This window comes from Mariniplasma anaerobium (assembly GCF_016865445.1).
In the GTDB taxonomy this organism is placed as follows: domain Bacteria; phylum Bacillota_I; class Bacilli_A; order Acholeplasmatales; family Acholeplasmataceae; genus Mariniplasma; species Mariniplasma anaerobium.
The window spans coordinates 141,212-160,680 of the sequence record NZ_AP024412.1 but is presented as its reverse complement, the minus strand read 5'-3'; the positions used below and the strand labels follow the sequence as shown (position 1 = coordinate 160,680).

Annotated in this window: 16 protein-coding genes; 3 read left to right on the top strand and 13 right to left on the bottom strand. The window is 29.8% G+C overall.

Annotated features, from left to right (window positions below; all coding sequences use genetic code 11):
- Nucleotides 1-72: 72 nt before the first annotated feature.
- The 4 genes from MPAN_RS00740 to MPAN_RS00725 all read right to left on the bottom strand — a co-directional run bounded on the left by MPAN_RS00740 (nt 73) and on the right by MPAN_RS00725 (nt 4,522).
- Nucleotides 73-1,065 (bottom strand): aldo/keto reductase, encoded by a 993-nt coding sequence (locus MPAN_RS00740; RefSeq protein WP_176239126.1) that lies wholly within the window; start codon nt 1,063-1,065, stop codon nt 73-75.
- A 158-nt stretch (nt 1,066-1,223) separates the two neighbouring features.
- On the bottom strand, nt 1,224-2,207 hold the full coding sequence (locus MPAN_RS00735) for a type II secretion system protein (protein WP_176239125.1): 984 nt from the start codon (nt 2,205-2,207) through the stop codon (nt 1,224-1,226).
- A 208-nt stretch (nt 2,208-2,415) separates the two neighbouring features.
- A complete protein-coding gene (locus tag MPAN_RS00730) occupies nt 2,416-2,961 on the bottom strand; it encodes a GNAT family N-acetyltransferase (RefSeq protein WP_176239124.1) in 546 nt (181 codons plus the stop codon).
- Between the two features lie 28 nt (nt 2,962-2,989).
- A complete protein-coding gene (locus tag MPAN_RS00725) occupies nt 2,990-4,522 on the bottom strand; it encodes a GGDEF domain-containing protein (RefSeq protein WP_176239123.1) in 1,533 nt (510 codons plus the stop codon).
- A 369-nt stretch (nt 4,523-4,891) separates the two neighbouring features.
- Between MPAN_RS00725 and MPAN_RS09015 the strand changes: the two genes are divergently transcribed.
- Nucleotides 4,892-5,026 carry a hypothetical protein gene (locus tag MPAN_RS09015; protein WP_267910367.1) on the top strand — a complete coding sequence of 45 codons (135 nt, stop codon included), beginning with the start codon at nt 4,892-4,894 and terminating at the stop codon, nt 5,024-5,026.
- Nucleotides 5,027-5,030: 4 nt separating this feature from the next.
- The gene (locus MPAN_RS00720) at nt 5,031-5,183 is read left to right on the top strand and encodes a hypothetical protein (protein ID WP_176239122.1); all 153 of its coding nucleotides are present in this window, start codon (nt 5,031-5,033) and stop codon (nt 5,181-5,183) included.
- Nucleotides 5,184-5,282: 99 nt separating this feature from the next.
- Here the strand turns inward: MPAN_RS00720 and MPAN_RS00715 are convergent, their stop codons facing one another.
- The 8 genes from MPAN_RS00715 to MPAN_RS00680 form a co-directional block, all read right to left on the bottom strand.
- On the bottom strand, nt 5,283-5,840 hold the full coding sequence (locus MPAN_RS00715; protein WP_176239121.1) for a hypothetical protein: 558 nt from the start codon (nt 5,838-5,840) through the stop codon (nt 5,283-5,285).
- A 32-nt stretch (nt 5,841-5,872) separates the two neighbouring features.
- Nucleotides 5,873-6,298: a hypothetical protein gene (locus tag MPAN_RS00710; protein ID WP_176239120.1), complete on the bottom strand. Its 426-nt coding sequence runs from the start codon at nt 6,296-6,298 to the stop codon at nt 5,873-5,875.
- A gap of 20 nt (nt 6,299-6,318) precedes the next feature.
- Nucleotides 6,319-6,804: an LURP-one-related/scramblase family protein gene (locus MPAN_RS00705; protein WP_325167922.1), complete on the bottom strand. Its 486-nt coding sequence runs from the start codon at nt 6,802-6,804 to the stop codon at nt 6,319-6,321.
- A 176-nt stretch (nt 6,805-6,980) separates the two neighbouring features.
- Nucleotides 6,981-7,178, bottom strand: coding sequence for a cold shock domain-containing protein (locus tag MPAN_RS00700; protein WP_176239118.1), 198 nt, complete (start codon nt 7,176-7,178; stop codon nt 6,981-6,983).
- Between the two features lie 288 nt (nt 7,179-7,466).
- Complete coding sequence (locus MPAN_RS00695; RefSeq protein WP_176239117.1) at nt 7,467-7,781, bottom strand: hypothetical protein; 315 nt, start codon at nt 7,779-7,781, stop codon at nt 7,467-7,469.
- Nucleotides 7,782-7,976: 195 nt separating this feature from the next.
- Nucleotides 7,977-8,987 carry a sensor histidine kinase gene (locus MPAN_RS00690; RefSeq protein WP_176239116.1) on the bottom strand — a complete coding sequence of 337 codons (1,011 nt, stop codon included), beginning with the start codon at nt 8,985-8,987 and terminating at the stop codon, nt 7,977-7,979.
- Nucleotides 8,984-9,652 (bottom strand): response regulator transcription factor, encoded by a 669-nt coding sequence (locus tag MPAN_RS00685; protein WP_176239115.1) that lies wholly within the window; start codon nt 9,650-9,652, stop codon nt 8,984-8,986. Before MPAN_RS00685 ends, MPAN_RS00690 begins: the two co-directional genes overlap by 4 nt.
- 51 nt (nt 9,653-9,703) lie before the next feature.
- Nucleotides 9,704-12,022, bottom strand: coding sequence for an ABC transporter ATP-binding protein/permease (locus MPAN_RS00680; protein WP_176239114.1), 2,319 nt, complete (start codon nt 12,020-12,022; stop codon nt 9,704-9,706).
- A gap of 312 nt (nt 12,023-12,334) precedes the next feature.
- Between MPAN_RS00680 and MPAN_RS00675 the strand changes: the two genes are divergently transcribed.
- On the top strand, nt 12,335-15,460 hold the full coding sequence (locus MPAN_RS00675) for a hypothetical protein (protein WP_176239113.1): 3,126 nt from the start codon (nt 12,335-12,337) through the stop codon (nt 15,458-15,460).
- Between the two features lie 70 nt (nt 15,461-15,530).
- Here the strand turns inward: MPAN_RS00675 and MPAN_RS00670 are convergent, their stop codons facing one another.
- A complete protein-coding gene (locus MPAN_RS00670) occupies nt 15,531-19,439 on the bottom strand; it encodes a hypothetical protein (protein WP_176239112.1) in 3,909 nt (1,302 codons plus the stop codon).
- Nucleotides 19,440-19,469: the final 30 nt, after the last annotated feature.

Genomic DNA, 19,469 nt, shown 5'->3' with positions numbered 1-19,469 from the left:
TTGAATATAAAAGATAAAAAAACTATAACAATTGATGTTATAGTTTTTTTTATTGTTTTTATATGAATTTAATTATCTAACAATACTCTCTATTTTTGCTAATTCTTCTTTACTAAATTCTAAGTGATCTAATGCTTTTAAATTACTTAATAATTGAGACATCTTACTAACTCCTAATAAAACACTAGAAATCCCTCTTGATTGACATGTCCAACTCACTGCCATTTCCGCAAGTGTTTGTCCTCTCTCAATGGCAAGTTCATTTAACTTTATCACTTTCTCTAGCACTTCTTTAGTAATGTGACTTTCATTTAAGAATGGATTATCTTTATCTCCAGCGCGAGAATCTTTTGGAATCTCATTTAGATATTTTGTGGTTAATAACCCTTGTGATAAAATGCTAAATGGAATAATCCCAACGCCTTCTTTAACCATCGCATCAACTAATCCTTCATCTTGAATCCATCGATTTAACATAGAGAATTTGGGTTGATGAATCAATAAGTCCACACCATACTCTTTAAGTAACTTTTTAGCTTCTAAAGCTCTCACTGCAGGATAGTTGCTAATCCCTACATAAAGCGCTTTACCCATATGTACAATATCAGCTAGAGCTTTCATTGTTTCTTCTAGTGGTGTATCATAATCAGGACGGTGATGATAAAATATATCAACGTATTCTAAGTTTAATCTTTTTAAAGATTGATTAAGTGAAGAAAATAAATACTTTCTACTTCCCATATCTCCATAAGGACCAGCCCACATATAGTAACCTGCTTTTGTCGAAATGACTAATTCATCACGATATGGTTTTAATTCATTTGCTAAAATTTTGCCTAAATTGCTTTCAGCACTTCCCCATGGTCTACCATAGTTATTTGCTAAATCAAAATGTGTAATCCCATGATCAAAAGCAGCTAAAACAATTTCTTTAACTTCTTCGAATGGTTTTTCTTCACCAAAGTTTTGCCAGAAACCAAGTGATAATTGAGGTAATAATAAACCACTTTTACCTACTCTATTATATTTCATTTTTTCATATCTTTTTGGATTTGCTGTATACATATAATCACTCCTTTTTTTATTAGTATATGAATTAATCAATTAATTAACGTTATAACCATTATAACATTATTCTAAGCACAAAATATAGTAATGCGTATTTGCATCATAAAAAGAACACCTTAAATTTAAGGCGTCCTTTGATCATTTTATTAGTATTTTTAATTTACTTGGAAACTATAGAAAATTGTTTCTAATGCCCATACTCTTAATCCAGTTTGATTTCCATTCACGTTACTAGGTGTAATTGCAGATGTGAATTTTTTAGAAAAAACAAATACGTCGTCAATATATACTGATATTTGCTTATTATATGTGGCATCAGTAATATCTCCAACTACCAATTTGATATCATGTGCTTCTGACCACCAAGGATTTGAGTTATTCTTCGTACCTCCAGACACCACAAAATCACCATTCGCATCAAATCCTATAGGATATCTATAAATAGGGTTTTGTTCTTTTCCGTCCGTTCTAGGTCTGATAATTATTTCTCCGCTTGAATATCCACGATCTACTTGTAGTATAAAACCTGTGTCTTTATTATTATCATCTAACAATGTTTCAAAAAAGATACCATATCCACCATAGGTATTATCATCTAATTCTGCATTAACCGTTACTGTATAATTTGATTTATTATTGTCTATAAACAATAGGCCATATGATGTAGAAATACTAGTTCCATTATCCCTAAATGTTCCAGTTGTAATGACCCCACCTTGCTCTATAACGGCGGTAAGTGAATCTTCTTCAAAATTATAATTTATCTCGGGTGAACCTATAACAATAATTTCCTCTGAGGATAAAACCCACGTTTGAGTAGGAATATCCCATACAAAAGAATACGGTGTGTTTGGTTGCGTCACTTCTGAAATATATCCTTCTGAGAAAAGAATAGATATTCTATCACTATTAGTTTCTAATCCGTCAAAGACATCTTCTGTAGTGATTTGTTCCCATAATATATAATTTTCAGTAGCTGTATTTAACGATGCTACAGTTTCTCTATATGCTTTTGTTCTAGTATTAGAAATAAGATTTCCAATAACTAAAATTCCAATGCTAGCAATAATACCTAAAATAACAACGACAGCTAATAATTCAACTAAAGTTACCGCTTTATGTTCTATACGTTGTTTCATTGTCAAATTTCAACTCCCATCTATCAAATATATCTAAAAAAATTATATCACTAATTAATAATTATACCTTTATTTTTTATGATTCTTACTAATTACCATTTTTATAATTATACTACATTTTCTCATTGAATGAAATCATTATTAGCTATTTGTTTAATAATAATATAATAAAAAGAATTTAGATTTCTCTAAATTCTCTATAATATAATTATTTATTTTTTTCTATATGCCAATCTGAACAATGTATCCCATACATCACTTGATCAGTATATATAGGATGACCAAATTCATCATTTTTCATAAAAAATCTCTTTTTAAAATACCCTTCTTTTTTCAAACCTATTTTCTCCATAACTTTCCATGAAGGAATGTTTTCGGGATTGCATGCAGCTCGAACTCGATTTGCGTGCAATTCTAAAAACGCATAGTTTATAATTGCTTTGCTAGCTTCTGAACAATACCCTTTGTTATGAAAAAGAGGATTTAAGATATATCCTATATTGTATTCATTATTGATTGCTGGATTGGTTTTGCCTAAAAAGATATGCCCGATGACTTTAGGTAAATCTTTTAATCGAATCACATATAAAAGCTTATGTTCAATAAAATAATTTAAGAGTTCTTCATATTTAGCTTTTGTTGGGAAATCTTCACGCTCATATTTCATGACTTCTTTATTTGATACATATTCATAAATATCATCTAAGTCTTCTGTTTGTGCATATTCTATTATTAAACGACTTGTTTGTATCATTATATTTACCTCTTAAAAACTATAATAGTTATCTAATAAATTTATCTTTCTTCTTAACATATTCAACAATACTTTCTGAATATGCTTTACTTGTTGTTTTCTTCATCTCATACATACTTGCATCAGCTTCTTGAAGCAATTGGAAAACATTTGTATCTTTTCTAGAAAATGCAGTACCTATTGAAACACTTACAAATTTCTCTAAGTCTGGATCATCACAAGCTTTTAAAATATTACTTTTAATTTTTTGTAATGTTTTTTCATCAGTATGATAAAGCACAATAACAAACTCATCTCCGCCTATTCTTGCAATATCCTTATTATCATAATCAGACATAACTGTTTTTATTTTATTAGCTAATGATTTTAGAAGAAAATCTCCTCTTTCGTGCCCTAAATAATCATTATTTACTTTAAGTCCATTTAAATCTAATGAAATGATACCTAAATCTATTTCTTCTTCAAGTTTGTTAAGTTTGTTTTCAATATAATTACGGTTATTTAGACCTGTCATATTATCAAAATTACTGAGTCTATTTAAATCACGTAATAGCCCAAAAACTTTTGTTTCATCATAAAGCAATATGATATATCCATAATCGTTCATTCCTAACAATTTAAACTTTTTATCTCGTAAGTGAAAATGATCTTTATTAGAATCAGCTTCTGTTTCAGCTGTATATTCTTTATAAAATGATATATACTCTTCTAATTTCTTGATTAATTTATCTAATATTTTACCTGTATATTCTGCTTCATCAATATTATATTTAGTAATTAACAAATTACTTATTTCAATTACATGATAGTTTGAATCGGTAATGATATACATTTCACGCATATTTGAAAGAATTTCGCTTCTTCCTGACGTTCTAATATTAAATACCATATCTTTCATATAGATAATACGATAAAGGGCATAGGAGACCACTACCAATGATATATATGTCAAATCAGCATTAATTTGAATGAATAAAAGTTGAGATAAATTGAATAACAATACGATAACAATGCTTATCGCCATTGTCTGTGTAATTGATTTATATTGTCTTACTCCTTTATGCTTAGAAAGAAAATAGAATAAATATCCAATTCCAATAACTAACACAAGATAACTAATTATTAAATGATAAATAAACAACGATCCTTTTTCAGCAGCATATAGATCAGTAAAACTATTCATTTGTGATGGAATAATTTGGATTAAGAATTGATTATCTATATTAGTAACAGCTAAAATAACTTCAACAACTGTAATTAATCCTAAAATAAACACAATAAGTTTGGGCATTGGTTTTTCAATATAGTTAAATATAGTACATACCATAAAGGAAACCAATAGGAATTTAATTGGATATCCTAAAATATGAGTAATATAGACTACTGTCATATTTCCAGACAATCTTTCTAACAAGATGAGTATTGTCCAGAAAAATCCAAGATTAATTAAATATTTTAAACATCCATATTTCTTATTTTCTCCATTTTTATTTAAACTGATGACTGGAACAAAAGATAAAAAACCAATTCCAAGCAGTATAAAAATAAGTACATGGTCCATAAAGTCACCTCTTTTATTAAATATATGATATCACGAATAATTGAATACTACATAGAATGCGTGAAACTATGTAAGTGAAAAAGTTTTAAGTTATAAAAAGTATAAATATATTTGCAGCTTACCATCTGACATCCTCTAAATTTTTGTTAAAAATAACAAAAACAATATAAATATTGATAAAAATAAGATAATTTAGTTAAATAATCAATAATATTAATATAAAAATTAACAATATTAATAAAAAAGTGTAAAAAGTGTTGACAAATGAATTTTTATTTTATATAATCAAAGTGTAAATTAAATAAATCAATAAATTCAAAGCATATTATAAATAAAATTAATAAAATTATTAATCAAGGAGGAAAACCAATGAGAACAAATAAAATTATATCAGCATTAGGTTATATATTACATCAAGTTTCATCTGTATTAAATATTCAAGAGTCTAGACAAAATGAATTATTCATGGCATCAAACGATTACAAAAAAATGACGGAGGTATAAAGATATGAGAAAAAGTTTTAAAAAGGTAGCTCAAAAAATTGGTGAAGTATTATATTTAGCAGTCTCAGCATCAGATCCAAATCAAGATCCGATTACAAAAGCTAGACAATATGATTTCTATCAAATCAGCCAAGATAAATCCAGTCAAAGATATTAACCTATGAGCACTCACATACAGATTTTTTATCACCAATTTATAAGAAAGAAAAAAAGTCGCACTCTTTAGAGATGTGACTTTTATCTTTATTTCATATATTTAATTAAGTTTTTTTAAATCTTGATCAAAAACAACATAGTTATTTTCAATTCTACCAACATTAAACACCATTTGATCAGTTGTTATAATAAAGAATATAGGACTATCAAAGACAAGACTAGGAAAAGCATTTGCTATAGATTCATATGGCGTCACACTAATGCTTAGTCCTCCATAATCTCCTGAAGGGTCATTAAATAATAAATCCCCAGTTTCATTTTCTAATACATTGAGCATCTGATATATCTCAACAACATCATAGATAGGTTCGTAATCAATCAAGAATTCTTCTTTTGAAGCAAGTTTTGGCATAAATATCATTGCGTATGCATCATCTTTAACCCCATAAATAACTCCACTATTGTTATACGAATCTCCTGTAAGTTCTATTGCAGTTTCAGAATCAACAATCTTAAAGAATAACACAGATGTAAATCCGTAATCTGATTGAGCCATCACATCTAAATCTTCATCATTAAACACACGAAATACTGAGCCACAATTTGTTAGTGTGATGAAACTTATAATACTAAGCAAAGCTAGTAATATCTTTTTCATATTCAACTCCTTATTTTTTGAAAACTTAAAATTTAATCTTGTAAATCTAATAAATCATTATATAAATCAATAGTTTCTTGTTCATCCTTCAGATTTATATAATATCTATCTTCTCCATCAATGATGGCGATCCAATCATGTGTGCTATTTCCTAAATTTAAATAAACTGGAACGTCTCCAACTAATGTAAAACTACCAGATTTCACATTTCCAATTGATGAACCATTAGTTCTTCTTGTAATTTCAATAGGATCAACCATAGATATAATAACAGAGTCATCGATTTCAATTGTTTTTCCATATAATCCACCACTAATTTCTAATTGACTAAGTTCTTCATCAATAACAAAATCGGAACCTTTAAAAGATCTAAGAAGCAAAAATCCTGTGAACCCAAGTACAAGTACAGTAAATACAACAGAAATAATAACTTTAACTTTAGTTTCTTTGTTCTTCATTAATCTCACCTTATTCAATTTTATCGTTTTTTCTCGTGTATTACTTGATCTAATATAATAATAACAAATAAAAATAACTCAATATTTTCTTTGTCATCAATATCTATCTCATAAGCATCGCCCCAAGAAATGATTTTTTTATGAATTGAAGCAACACTTTGACCATGGTCAATGATATTAAAAGAATGTGCAAATAGACTTCCTTCTAATTCCATTTCTTTACCTAGAATTGATAAATCAAATTTAGGTCTAAGACTAAATTTTCTCTTAATAGTTGCAACTTCTTCACCACTTTTGTTGTAAATGAAGTATTTAGCTAACAAAGCCAATACTTTTCTATTAGAGCGATATAAAACATTTCCATTTATATCAAGTAATTCAAGTTTATTTGTTATGCTCATAAATTTACCTTTTACTTCATAAATAGGATTTTGAGCTTCATCAGTTATTTTAAATTTATCTTTTAGTGTAACCACTTTTTGTTTAATGTAAAATTTCATATTAATCTCCCTTTTTATTTTACTTTTATACTTGAATTATACCTTTAATAATATAATACTACAATATAAAAATGGATACCCTATCTATATAGATACTACATAGAATATTTCATTAGTTGAAAAAATAAAAAAAAGAGACTCTCTATTTCTAGAGAACCCTTTTTTTATAGACTCATTGAAAATTATAGTTTAACAACGTTTGCTGCTGTTTCGCCGCGATCGCTGTCTGTAACGTCAAATTCTACTTTGTCGCCTTCTTCAAGTGATTTGAATCCTTCAGTTTGAATTGCGCTAAAGTGTACAAATACATCTTTGCCTTCTTCTGTAGAGATAAATCCATATCCCTTATCAGAATTAAACCATTTTACTGTTCCTGTCATGTTAAATTACTCCTTTTTTCTTTTTATTGTGATTTATTGCCATTTCTAGCTTCACCTTTATTAGTATACACCATAAGTAGTTAAAAACCAACTATTCGAGCACTATATTAGATAAATCGACATTATAATCGTTAATTTACTGATTAAAATTCATTTAATCTTGAATTTTGTAATATTTTCTTCAAATATGTGTTTTTTTAATTATTGTCATATCAATATATTTTCCAATGTTCATTTCTTTTGAAACCACTTATATTTCTTCTTAGTTAAATGATTTAAACATGTTTTTTATTTCAAATCATATAGAAAATCAAGATATCTTTTTAATGATTTTTTTGCTAACGGATAATATTGCAGACTTTTAAAATTCGAATGATTTATGATTTTATGATATGCAATCGTATATTTTTTTGGATCGCTATAATCAAATAAATTTTGTTTTATTGATGGATCTTCTATTTTTAAATCATTTACAACATTCTTGATGACATTCATATAAGCTAGTAATGTTGTTTCTTGCCATGAATTTTTTTTAAAATTCACATTTGCATGTTTAGGTTGCCAATTTACCAACCATTTTCTGTATAATTGTTCGAGATCCATATTATATCCTCACATTTCTTTCTTTATAACTACGTAAACATTGTAACATTTTTACTTACAAATGTCTTTTGACTTTAAGCTGCAATAGATAATAACCTCACAACTAGATAATCTAGTGTGAGGTTTTTTATTTTGAAATATGTTTTCTAGCTTTGATTAATTCTGTTTTAAACTCTTTTAATTCAATAGGTCTTCTTATATAGGTAACGATACTTTAAATGTAGTATATTCGTTTTCTTGACTATCTATGTGTATATCACCATTAAGCTTATCAATTATCTTTTTAGTTATGGCTAGACCAATACCACTACTTGTCTGATGACGTGATTTTTCTACTACATAAAAAAGCTCATAAATATGTTTTTGATCTTCTAAAGAAATACCTAATCCATAATTTGTTATTTCAAAAATAATTTGCTTTTCTTCTTGTTTGACAGTTATATCTAATTTTTGATTCTTCTGGGAATAATTAATCGCGTTTTCAATGATATTTTTCCATATTTGGTATGTCAATTCTTTATTTGTGGTTGTATATATTTCTTGAATATCTAAATTTAACTCTAGTCCTTTTTCTTCCCACATCAATTGAAGCATCTGTATGACAGATCTAATTTGTTCTGACATATTAAACTTTTCGTTTGCTTTAACAATTGAAGTGCTATCAAGAATTGATAGTTGTAATAGACTTTTCGAAAGGTGAGTTAGTCTAGTAGATTCACTAGCAATAATTTTAGAATACTCAACAATCTCTTTATCTGTTAAATCACCTGATGAAATTAACTCTGCATACCCTTTAATTGCACTAATGGGTGTTTTAAACTCATGAGAGAAATTTCTAACAAACTCTTTATTTAAATATTCATTTGCTCTTAATTCTTGAGCCATTTTATTAAAATCTTGTGTAAGACTAGTAAGTTCATCATTACCTTTTGATTTAATATTGAGCTCAAAATTACCTAGAGCAATTTGTTTTGTTGCTAAACTTAAAGATCTAATTCTATCTATGATTACATATTTAATAGCCAATCCAAATAAACTTAAAGTGAGAAATGCTGTAACAAACATGCCAACTAGAAACAAAGGTGATGAAAAAAATTCTTGTTCAGGAAAATCTCCCATACTTGTCAATATAATCCTTGGAATTATAGTTGATACTCCAAATACGATAATGATTATAATAATAATTTTAGCAGATAATTTTTTCATGTTAACACCGCCTTATATCCTAATCCTCTTACTGTTATGATTTCATATTCATCAGTTGTTATATGCTCCCTTAGTCTTTTAACATGTGTATCTATTGTTCGGTCATAACTTTCGGAATCATATCCCCATATTTCATTCATCAACTGTTCTCTTGTAAAAATTTTATTAGGTGATGCTAATAATTTAAACAATAGCGAAAATTCTTTTCTAGTTAATTCTATGGGTTTACCATTTAATATGCATTCTCCAGATTGATTATCAAGTATAAAATTTTTAAGTTCTATTTTATTAGAACTTAAGATTTGATATCTTCTTAGTAATGCTTTAATTCTTAACAACATTTCATTAAGATCTACAGGTTTGACCATATAATCATCTACACCACTAATAAATCCTTTTTCTTTATCTTCGAAACTGTCTAATGCTGTTAACATTAATATAGGTAATTCAGGATATGAAGTTCTAATCTTATGAGTCAAAGTAATACCATCCATTAAAGGCATCATTACATCGGTAATAAGCAAATCTATGTGTTCATTCTCAAAGATTTGGATGGCCTTTTGGCCATCCTCTGCTTCTATTGCTTTATATCCTTGATTTGTTAAATATTTAGTAAAGAGTTTTCTAATATTATATTCATCATCAACTATAAGTATTTTTATCATAAGAATCCTCCTTTTTATTTATATTTATATTATAACACTTAAACGTCATACCTATTCAGTACGTAATGCAACAACAGGATCTTTTCTAGCTGCAATTCCACTAGGAATTAAACCTGCAACTAATGTTAAGATTGTACTTAAGACAATTAGACTTAACGAACTTGTTAGCGTAAGTGTTGAAAACCCTGTGACGCCTATCAATCCATTAATGATCATATTTAATGGAATATTTAAAACCATTGCGATTAAAACTCCTAAAACACCTGATGTAAAACCAATCAAAACAGTTTCCGCATTAAATATTCTTGAAATATCTTTTTTACGTGCACCTAAACTTCTCATGATTCCAATTTCTTTAGTTCTTTCTATGACTGAAACATATGTGATTATGCCTATCATAATTGAAGAAACAACCAATGAAATACCAGCAAATGCTGCAAGGATAATCGTAATTGTTGAAATCAATGTTGAAATCGTTGATGAGATTGTTTCAGCTAAATCTGTATAAATGATTGAGTCCACCTCATCTAATCCAACATTATATGCATCTAAATAATCTTTTATTAAATCCTTTGAATCAAATGAAACAGGATAAATTTGAACACCTGTAGGTGCTGAATCTCCACCAATCGTACGCATAACGATATCATATGTCAATTGTGTATTAAAAGGTTGCCCAGTTAAAACATTAAGTGTTTTAGATGCTTCTTGAGCCACAACAATATCAGATGTCAAATTGATATCAATCATATAATCTGTTAAAAATGTTGTGTATCCAATACCAGAAGATAATAATTCAGTTGATGCATCTTCGCTAACACGCAATATACCTACAATACTAATGGTTATAGCCTCTGTACTATTATATAACATATCATAATTTGTTTCTGGTATATATGTGCTACCAGATGATGTATAATATAAATCATTTGGAATCACTTTAAATGTTTTTCCAATAAAATCTGAAAATGTATAATCCTCTTCAATAGATATACCTAGTGATTCTAAGACACTTACATCAATTTGATTTTGTGAATCGACTATTAAAACAAGCTCATTATATGCTGTTGGATACACTCCATCTAAAATATCATATTGTGATTGAATAAATTCTGGACTATTAGGTATTTCATTTAATACTGTCCCAGCGCTTGTAAAAGGATTATTTGACTGGCTTGAAACTACCTTAGTATATCCACCTGCACTTGTTTCAGCAACGATATTTAAAGAAATTGCTCTTGTATATGAAATTGAATTATACAATTCTGAATCCATTTGATTTAGGTAATCTAAAAAATCGTCTGTGACAATATTTGTATGTAGTGTCGTATTGTTTTCTTCATCGTATGAATAAATAATTGGTTCGTCAGTAAATGATCCATCTATACTTGTTAAATCACCCATTCTTTGTGCTGGATCAGCAAAAGCATCAGTAGATACTACACTAGATATAGTTAATGGGAATCCTGCTAATGTGTCACTTTGCATATCATCTACATAGTTTGTCATACCTGATGATATAGATAAAACTAAGGCGATACCAATAATACCAATGCTTCCTGCAACGGCAGTAATCAATGTTCTACCTTTTTTCGTTAGCAAATTTTTAAAACTTGTCTTTAGTGCTGTCATATAGCTCATTGATGTTTTTTTATTTAAAAGTTTACTTTGATTTAAGTTTTCTTTTTTAATATGGACCGGTCTACTATCTTCAACGACCCTTCCATCAACAAGTTGTACAATACGATCTGAAAAATTTTGTGCTAGTTCTGTATTGTGAGTAACCATAATAACTAATCTATCTTTTGAAATATCTTTGATAAGCTTTAAAATTTGAATGCTTGTTTTGCTATCTAAAGCACCCGATGGTTCATCAGCTAATAAAATCTTAGGATTATTCACAAGTGCTCTTGCAATAGCAACACGCTGCATTTGACCACCAGATAGTTGATTAGGTTTTTTATGAATGTGATCCGCCAACCCAACTTCTACTAAAACTTTAGTTGCTCTTTCTTTTCTTTCTTTTGATGAAACTCCAGATAATCTTAAAGCCATTTCAACATTATCTAATACTGATAAATGAGAAATTAAATTATACGTCTGAAAGACAAATCCGATGGTTGCATTTCTATATGCATCCCAATCATTATTTGAAAACTCTTTAGTTGATTTACCTTCAACTAACAGATCACCACTTGTATATCGATCTAATCCACCTATGATATTTAGTAAAGTTGTTTTACCACTGCCAGAAGCTCCTAATATAGAAACAAATTCATTTTTTTGAAATTCTAGTGTAATACCACTTAATGCAGGTATCGGTAATCCTGCGACCACATAATCTTTTTTAATGTTTTTTAATTGTAACATGTCTTTTACCTCCTAATGTTATGCCTCTATTCTAGTTAATCTTTGTGAACTTTTAATGAACTTTTATATAAGCCAAGATTATGTGAAAATCATGTGTAATAATATCTGTGTGTGTTTTAAATTTTATTGAATACATTATATTTAAAGATAATGAGCAATTGATTAAACAATAAAATAGATGTATAATTAAAATAATATTTATACATCTAGTCAATTGCTTTAAATTAGATACATTCAAAATGATTTTAGAAGAATTATATTTATACTCTATTATTTTGAAAAAGACTCATATTTATTTTTAGGAGGAATAATATGAAGAAATTTTTACAGATTATGATTTTACTAGTCTCTGTTTTTATGCTTGTCTCTTGTGGAGATAAGACGCCTGATTTGACCATTGAAGTACCAGCAAATGTTGCAATCAATGGAGACATTTTAAGTTGGGATGCTGTTGAAGATGCGGATTCCTATCTTGTCTATATTGATTCTCTTAGTATTGAAGTTGATGGCACTTCGTTCAACTTACTAAATGAGCCAATGAGTGTTGGAGAACATATGATTTCTGTAGTAGCGGTCAAAGGAGAGAGTTTTTCACTTCCTTCGACAGTATTAACCTACACAGTGGTAATTCTTGCTAATCCAGCAACAATCGTTTCAGCAATTATTGAAGACTTTGATTTGACTTACGAACCTGGGCTAATTCAGTCTGATTTCTCAAATGAATGGGATTATGAAAATTATCTTAGAGCATTGGAAATAGCCCAAGCATATGCTGATGCTTCTGCTAATGTTAGAATGACTGAAGCAAACGCTATAGGATTCTTTAGTGATTTCATGAACATGACTCAATCAAACGATATAGAATCTTTGGATGATTTAATGGATGAAATGGAAATGTTTGAAACATATAATATGACACCTTATGCAACTGCATATGTGTTATATAATGTTGCATTGGTTGGTATGGATGGCGATATAGATCAAGAATTTCTTGATGCCTTTACAGATAATGAAGAACTTGTTATCCAATCTTTAGAAATGGTTCTAGATTTCCTTATGACTGTAAAAAATTCAATACCTGCAAATGTAATTACAACTATAGATGGTTCAATTACTAGTCAAGAGATTACAAATGCTGAAATTTTCTTAATTAAAGATGAGATGGTTACTATTCTAAAAGACAATCTTCCATCAATAGATGATTTCACCATTTTATACACAACCTTATTCTATGTAGCTGGAGCTATCACTGGTGAAAACATGGCAAGCTATAATGAACACGCTTCTTATTTAGCTGAAGTTAATCATTTAGAGTTTGATTTAGTTCTATCTATGTTAGATGATATTACATTGACAATGATTAACGAACTAAAAACGCTTGTTGAAAATATGACTGTTGAAGTATATAATCCAATTTGGGATAGTTATTATAGTGAAACAGATCCTAAAGCGTCAATAGATTTGATTTTATATATTGCAACTTATATTGATGATTTTAAAACAACTAATAGTGCGAAATTTGATATGTTCGATACGCTTATGCAGGATGATTCTGCAGAAGCATTATATGGTATTGTAATTGATAATATCATTTCACAAATTGAAAATGATGTTAATGTTCCTGCGGAACAAAAAACTGACGTCATCGCAATGCTTAATGAATTTAAAGGTGAATATGATACGATTATAGCTGCTAAAGACATTATAGAAGAAATAGGACTTAATGCATTTGCAGAATTTATGGACTCTGAAGCATCACTCATTATGAATATCCTCACACTAAATGAAGCTGAAGAATTTGAAGCAGCAGAACTTGCTGCGCTTATTGAAGATATCTTCAGTGATGCAATTTCATTAAATAGTGTAGTGACAGATGAACTTGATCAAGCTGCTTTCCAAACATTGCTGAACTTTATGAAGATTCCATTACCTATGATGTTTGTAATGTATGCTGTTCAAGATGTTGATTACGAAACTATTTATGATGATATATCTCCATATATAGCTGAACTTCTTGCAAATGCTATTGTACTTGAAAAAGCATTTATCAATAACCTTGATGATATTGATGTTTCAGGTCTAATTGGGGATGATGCATCTATAATGTTAACTCCTTTATTAGATGTGTTAACTGCAACTTTAACTCCAGCTAATGAAACTTTGATTATGGATTCTATTGATATCATTTTTGATGATATCTTAAAACAATCTGATATTCTTCTATTAGAAGATATGACAATATCTGAAGTTAATGATGCGAAAGCTTTAGTCGTTGAAGATGTTGAATTCTATATTGACGAAATCCAAGCTATGTCAACTTGGGATTTATCAGATTTAACTCCTGAGCAACAAGAAAGAATTGACGCAATAGTATTGCTAATTGATGAACTCTTTAATTCAAATTCAAATAACAATGGTATAACATTTGATAATTCAATACCTATTTTTGAAGGAGAAAAACAAATGCTTTACATGAATGATTTTGAAGAACAATATTACGAGTTTGTTGCTGGAGAAAGTGTTTCTCACCGTATATTTGGTTATTACTCTCAAAATAGTTATACTCCTGAATTAGTTATTTATGATGTTTATGGTTATCCGATGGATATGACAATGTTTGAATATCATGACAGCAAAGTTTATAGCTGTATGTTTGAATTTTATTTCATTGAGGGAGAAACTTACTATATTGGTATTCGTGGTGCATCTAACGTCCCATTTACATTAGAAATTAGAAGTTTTAATAGTGAGCCTAAAACTCTAGAAAATCAAGCAGTACCAGTTATATTAGGTGAATCTTATGACGTTATATTTGATATTTTCTTTGATGCCAATATTTATTCATTTATTCCTGAAGTAGATGGGCAATATGATATTTATAGTTATGGCGGATATTATAATGATCCTTCCTTACTTATCATAGAGGACTCAATAGGTGTTTTGGGTGAATTTGATAATGAAGCTGACAATAACAATTTCTATGCCGATGATTTTTTCTTAGAAGCTGGACATACGTATTACTTACTTATTACAGATGATTCTGATTATTTAACACCTTTTTCATTCATCATAACACCTTATGATGAAGGTGAACCAGATCCTGCTACTTCTTCATTTGATACCGCAATCCCAGTTTCGGCTGGACAAACAATAGAAACAACCATTATGCAAGGGAAAATTATTTATTATATCTTTGAACCAACAACTTCAGGTTATTATGATATTTATAGCACATGCCCAGATGATTCTATTGATCCTGTTTTAGACCTTTATAACTCAACTTTTGATTTTTTAGATCAAGCTGATGATGAAGGAACGAATTGGAATTTCTATATGGACGACTATTACTTTTTTGCAGATCAAACATATTACTTCGCAGTTTTCACTTATGATTATTCTACAGTAACATTCTCATTTGTCGTAAGTGATCCAAGTTAAATAAAATAAAAATACCACTTAGAGAAATTCTCTAAGTGGTATTTTATTTATGTATTAATATTAGGTTTGTTTATCTAGTAAAGTCAACATCTACATTAATGGTTACACTTACACCATTTTTGATGATATTTATTGTATATGTGGTATTTCTTCTATCGACTTCATTAGTACCTGTAATAGAAATAATTACATTTAAACCCGATACAACATTATTTGCAGCTGCACTAAATGCGGCTTCTTTTATTGCTGTAGCGTTATTCAATTTAGATACTGTAATTATATTAGAACTAAAGTAATTTATTATTAATACTCTAGCTGCTTCTACATCAATAACACCTTGTACTGTATTAAGTCTATTTTGAAGTGCTGTTTTAGATGTGCCATTAGTTAATGCAGTGACTAAAACTTGTGCGCTATTCACATCTGCTTGTAAATTAGATGTTTCTGCGACAACTACAGCTGCATTGGCAACTATAAGATTGGCTAAGTCAGCTTCTATTGACGTTAATAATGCTTCATTGACTACTAATGCTTTTTGTATAGCAGTTAATGCATTATAAGCAGTTCTTGCTGCTACTATTTGAGTTTGATCAGTGATAGCAACTGCTCCTAAGCTTGGTAGAGCTGTGATTAAACTATCAACTGCATTAGCTGCTTGAATGTTAACGATATTTTGAACATCATCTAATCTCACTTGTAATGCTGTCTTTTCTGTGCTACTTGGTAGTGCAGTTACTAAAACTTGAGCGCTATTCACATCTGCTTGTAAATTAGATCCTTCTGCGATAATGACTGCTGCTTCAGCTATTTGTAAATTGATATCTACCAATAAACTATCAAGTAATGCTTTTTCAGTTGTTAAAGCTGCTTTTGCATCTACACTTAATAATGCATATGCATCTAGAGCTAGTTGAGCACCTGTTAGATCACTTGGTGTTACAGTTCCTACGCTTAACGCTAAAACTACTTGGTGATCACTTTGGAATTCGGCTACTTGTGTTGCAGTTGGGATTTGATTATTAATTTCTATTAACAGACTATCAAGTAATGCTTTTTCATCTGTCAACTCTGCTTTTACATCTGCACTTAATAAATTATATGCAGTTAGAGCTGCTTCCACGATTGTTTGATCACTTGGTGTTACAGTTCCCACGCTTAATGCTAACGCGATAGCGTGATCACTTTGGAATCCTGCTACTGCATCTATGATATCTTGAACATCATCAAGTCTGATTTGTAATGCTGTCTTTTCTGCACTACTTGGTAGAGCAGTTACTAAAATTTGTGCGCTATCTACATCTATTTGTAAGTTAGAATTTTCTGCGATAACCACTGAAGCTGTTGCTTCTGCTAGATCTTCTTGTAAATTGATTTCTACTAATAAACTATCTAGTAACGCTTTTTCTACTGATAATTCAGTTTGTGCGTCTATGCTTAATAAATCATATGCCGCTAGTGCTTGTTGGACTGTTGCTTTATCACTTATTTCTACAGTTACTACATCTAGTGCGAGTGCTCCTGCATAAATAGTTCTAAATGTTGTTGCTTCTAATGCACCTGATACGACATGTTCATAAATGGTTATGTCATCTAAGTTTATATAATTTGCTGTACTTTCAATGATTGGTGTGAATCTGATGTTTAATGCTTCAGTAATATTAACATTGATTTCTGTAAATGTTAATGGTGTTGCTGATATCACATCGATGAGTAAATCAGACCCGCCATCTTGCAAGGTTACCCACACACCTGGATTTGAATCTAATTCATATTCAACTTTAAATTGGAAATTTGTTCCATCATTATAATTTAAGGCTCCATGATATAGTGTTATCTTATCAATACCATTAATGAATAGATCTTGTGATTCGAAATATGCTGTAGATCTTAATGCCAATGATCTAACATCATTCCATACATCATAGCTTACATCTCCTGCGATATAGACATCATTTGCGTACCATGTTCTACCATTGATATCAACTGTTCCTGTAAGTCCATTATCATATGGAGTTGATTCAAAGTCTAAGAATTCACTATTTTCAAGCGCTATGATTTGATTTAATAAGCTAAGTAGAAGTGTTTCTTCTGATGTTAATTGAGCTTTTGCATCATCACTTAATAGCCCATATGCTGCTAGTGCTGCTTCAACACCTGTTTTATCTGATACTGTCACAGTTGTTTCAGTTAATGATAAAACCACTGCATGATCGCTTTGGAAGGTTGCTACAGCATCTATTATGTTCTGTACATCATCAAGTCTGTCTTGAAGATTCGTTTTATCAATGCCATCAGGTAGAGCAGATACTAAAACTTGAGCGCTATTCACATCTGCTTGTAAATTAGATCCTTCTGCGATAATAACTGCTGCTTCAGCTATTTGTAAATTGATTTCTATTAATAAACTATCAAGTAATGCTTTTTCAGTTGTTAGAGCTGCTTTGGCATCTACACTTAATAATGCATATGCATCTAGAGCTAGTTGAACACCTGTTAGATCACTTGGTGTTACAGTTCCCACGCTTAACGCTAAAACTACTTGGTGATCACTTTGGAATTCGGCTACTTGTGTTGCAGTTGGGATTTGATTATTAATTTCTATTAACAGACTATCAAGTAATGCTTTTTCAACAGTCAACTTAGCTTTTACATCTGCGCTTAATAAGTTATATGCAGTTAGAGCTGCTTCCACGATTGTTTGATCACTTGGTGTTACAGTTCCCACGCTTAATGCTAGAGCTACTGCGTGGTCACTTTGGAATCCTGCTACTGCATCTATGATATCTTGAACATCATCAAGTCTGTTTTGTAATGCTGTCTTTTCTGCACTACTTGGTAGAGCAGTTACTAAAATTTGTGCGCTATCTACATCTATTTGTAAGTTAGAATTTTCTGCGATAACCACTGAAGCTGTTGCTTCTGCTAGATCTTCTTGTAAATTAATTTCTACTAATAAACTATCTAGTAACGCTTTTTCTACTGATAATTCAGTTTGTGCGTCTATGCTTAATAAATCATATGCCGCTAGTGCTTGTTGGACTGTTGCTTTATCACTTATTTCTACAGTTACTACATCTAGTGCGAGTGCTCCTGCATAAATAGTTCTAAATGTTGTTGCTTCTAATGCACCTGATACGACATGTTCATAAATGGTTATGTCATCTAAGTTTATATAATTTGCTGTACTTTCAATGATTGGTGTGAATCTTATGTTTAATGCTTCAGTAATATTAACATTGATTTCTGTAAATGTTAATGGTGTTGCTGATATCACATCGATGAGTAAATCAGACCCGCCATCTTGCAAGGTTACCCATACACCTGGATTTGAATCTAATTCATATTCAACTTTAAATTGGAAGTTTGTTCCATCATTATAATTTAAGGCTCCATGATATAGTGTTATCTTATCAATACCATTAATGAATAGATCTTGTGATTCGAAATATGCTGTAGATCTTAATGCCAATGATCTAACATCATTCCATACATCATAGCTTACATCTCCTGCGATATAGACATCATTTGCGTACCATGTTCTACCATTGATATCAACTGTTCCTGTAAGTCCATTATCATATGGAGTTGATTCAAAGTCTAAAAATTCACTATTTTCAAGCGCTATGATTTGATTTAATAAGCTAAGTAGAAGTGTTTCTTCTGATGTTAATTGAGCTTTTGCATCATCACTTAATAGCCCATATGCTGCTAGTGCTGCTTCAACACCTGTTTTATCTGATACTGTCACAGTTGTTTCAGTTAATGATAAAACCACTGCATGATCGCTTTGGAAGGTTGCAACCACTAATGCTACATCTTCAAAATCCCATTCGCCTATTTGTGTGATTGCATCTGAATTACTTTGACTACCAGATATGTTACTTGCCCAATATGCAAATGCTAAACTAAAATTGCTAATCGTTAGAATTAGCAATAAAGTTACTATGATTGATTTTTTATTATTAATAAATTTTTTCATATATTGCACCTACATAATTAAACAGTTTTT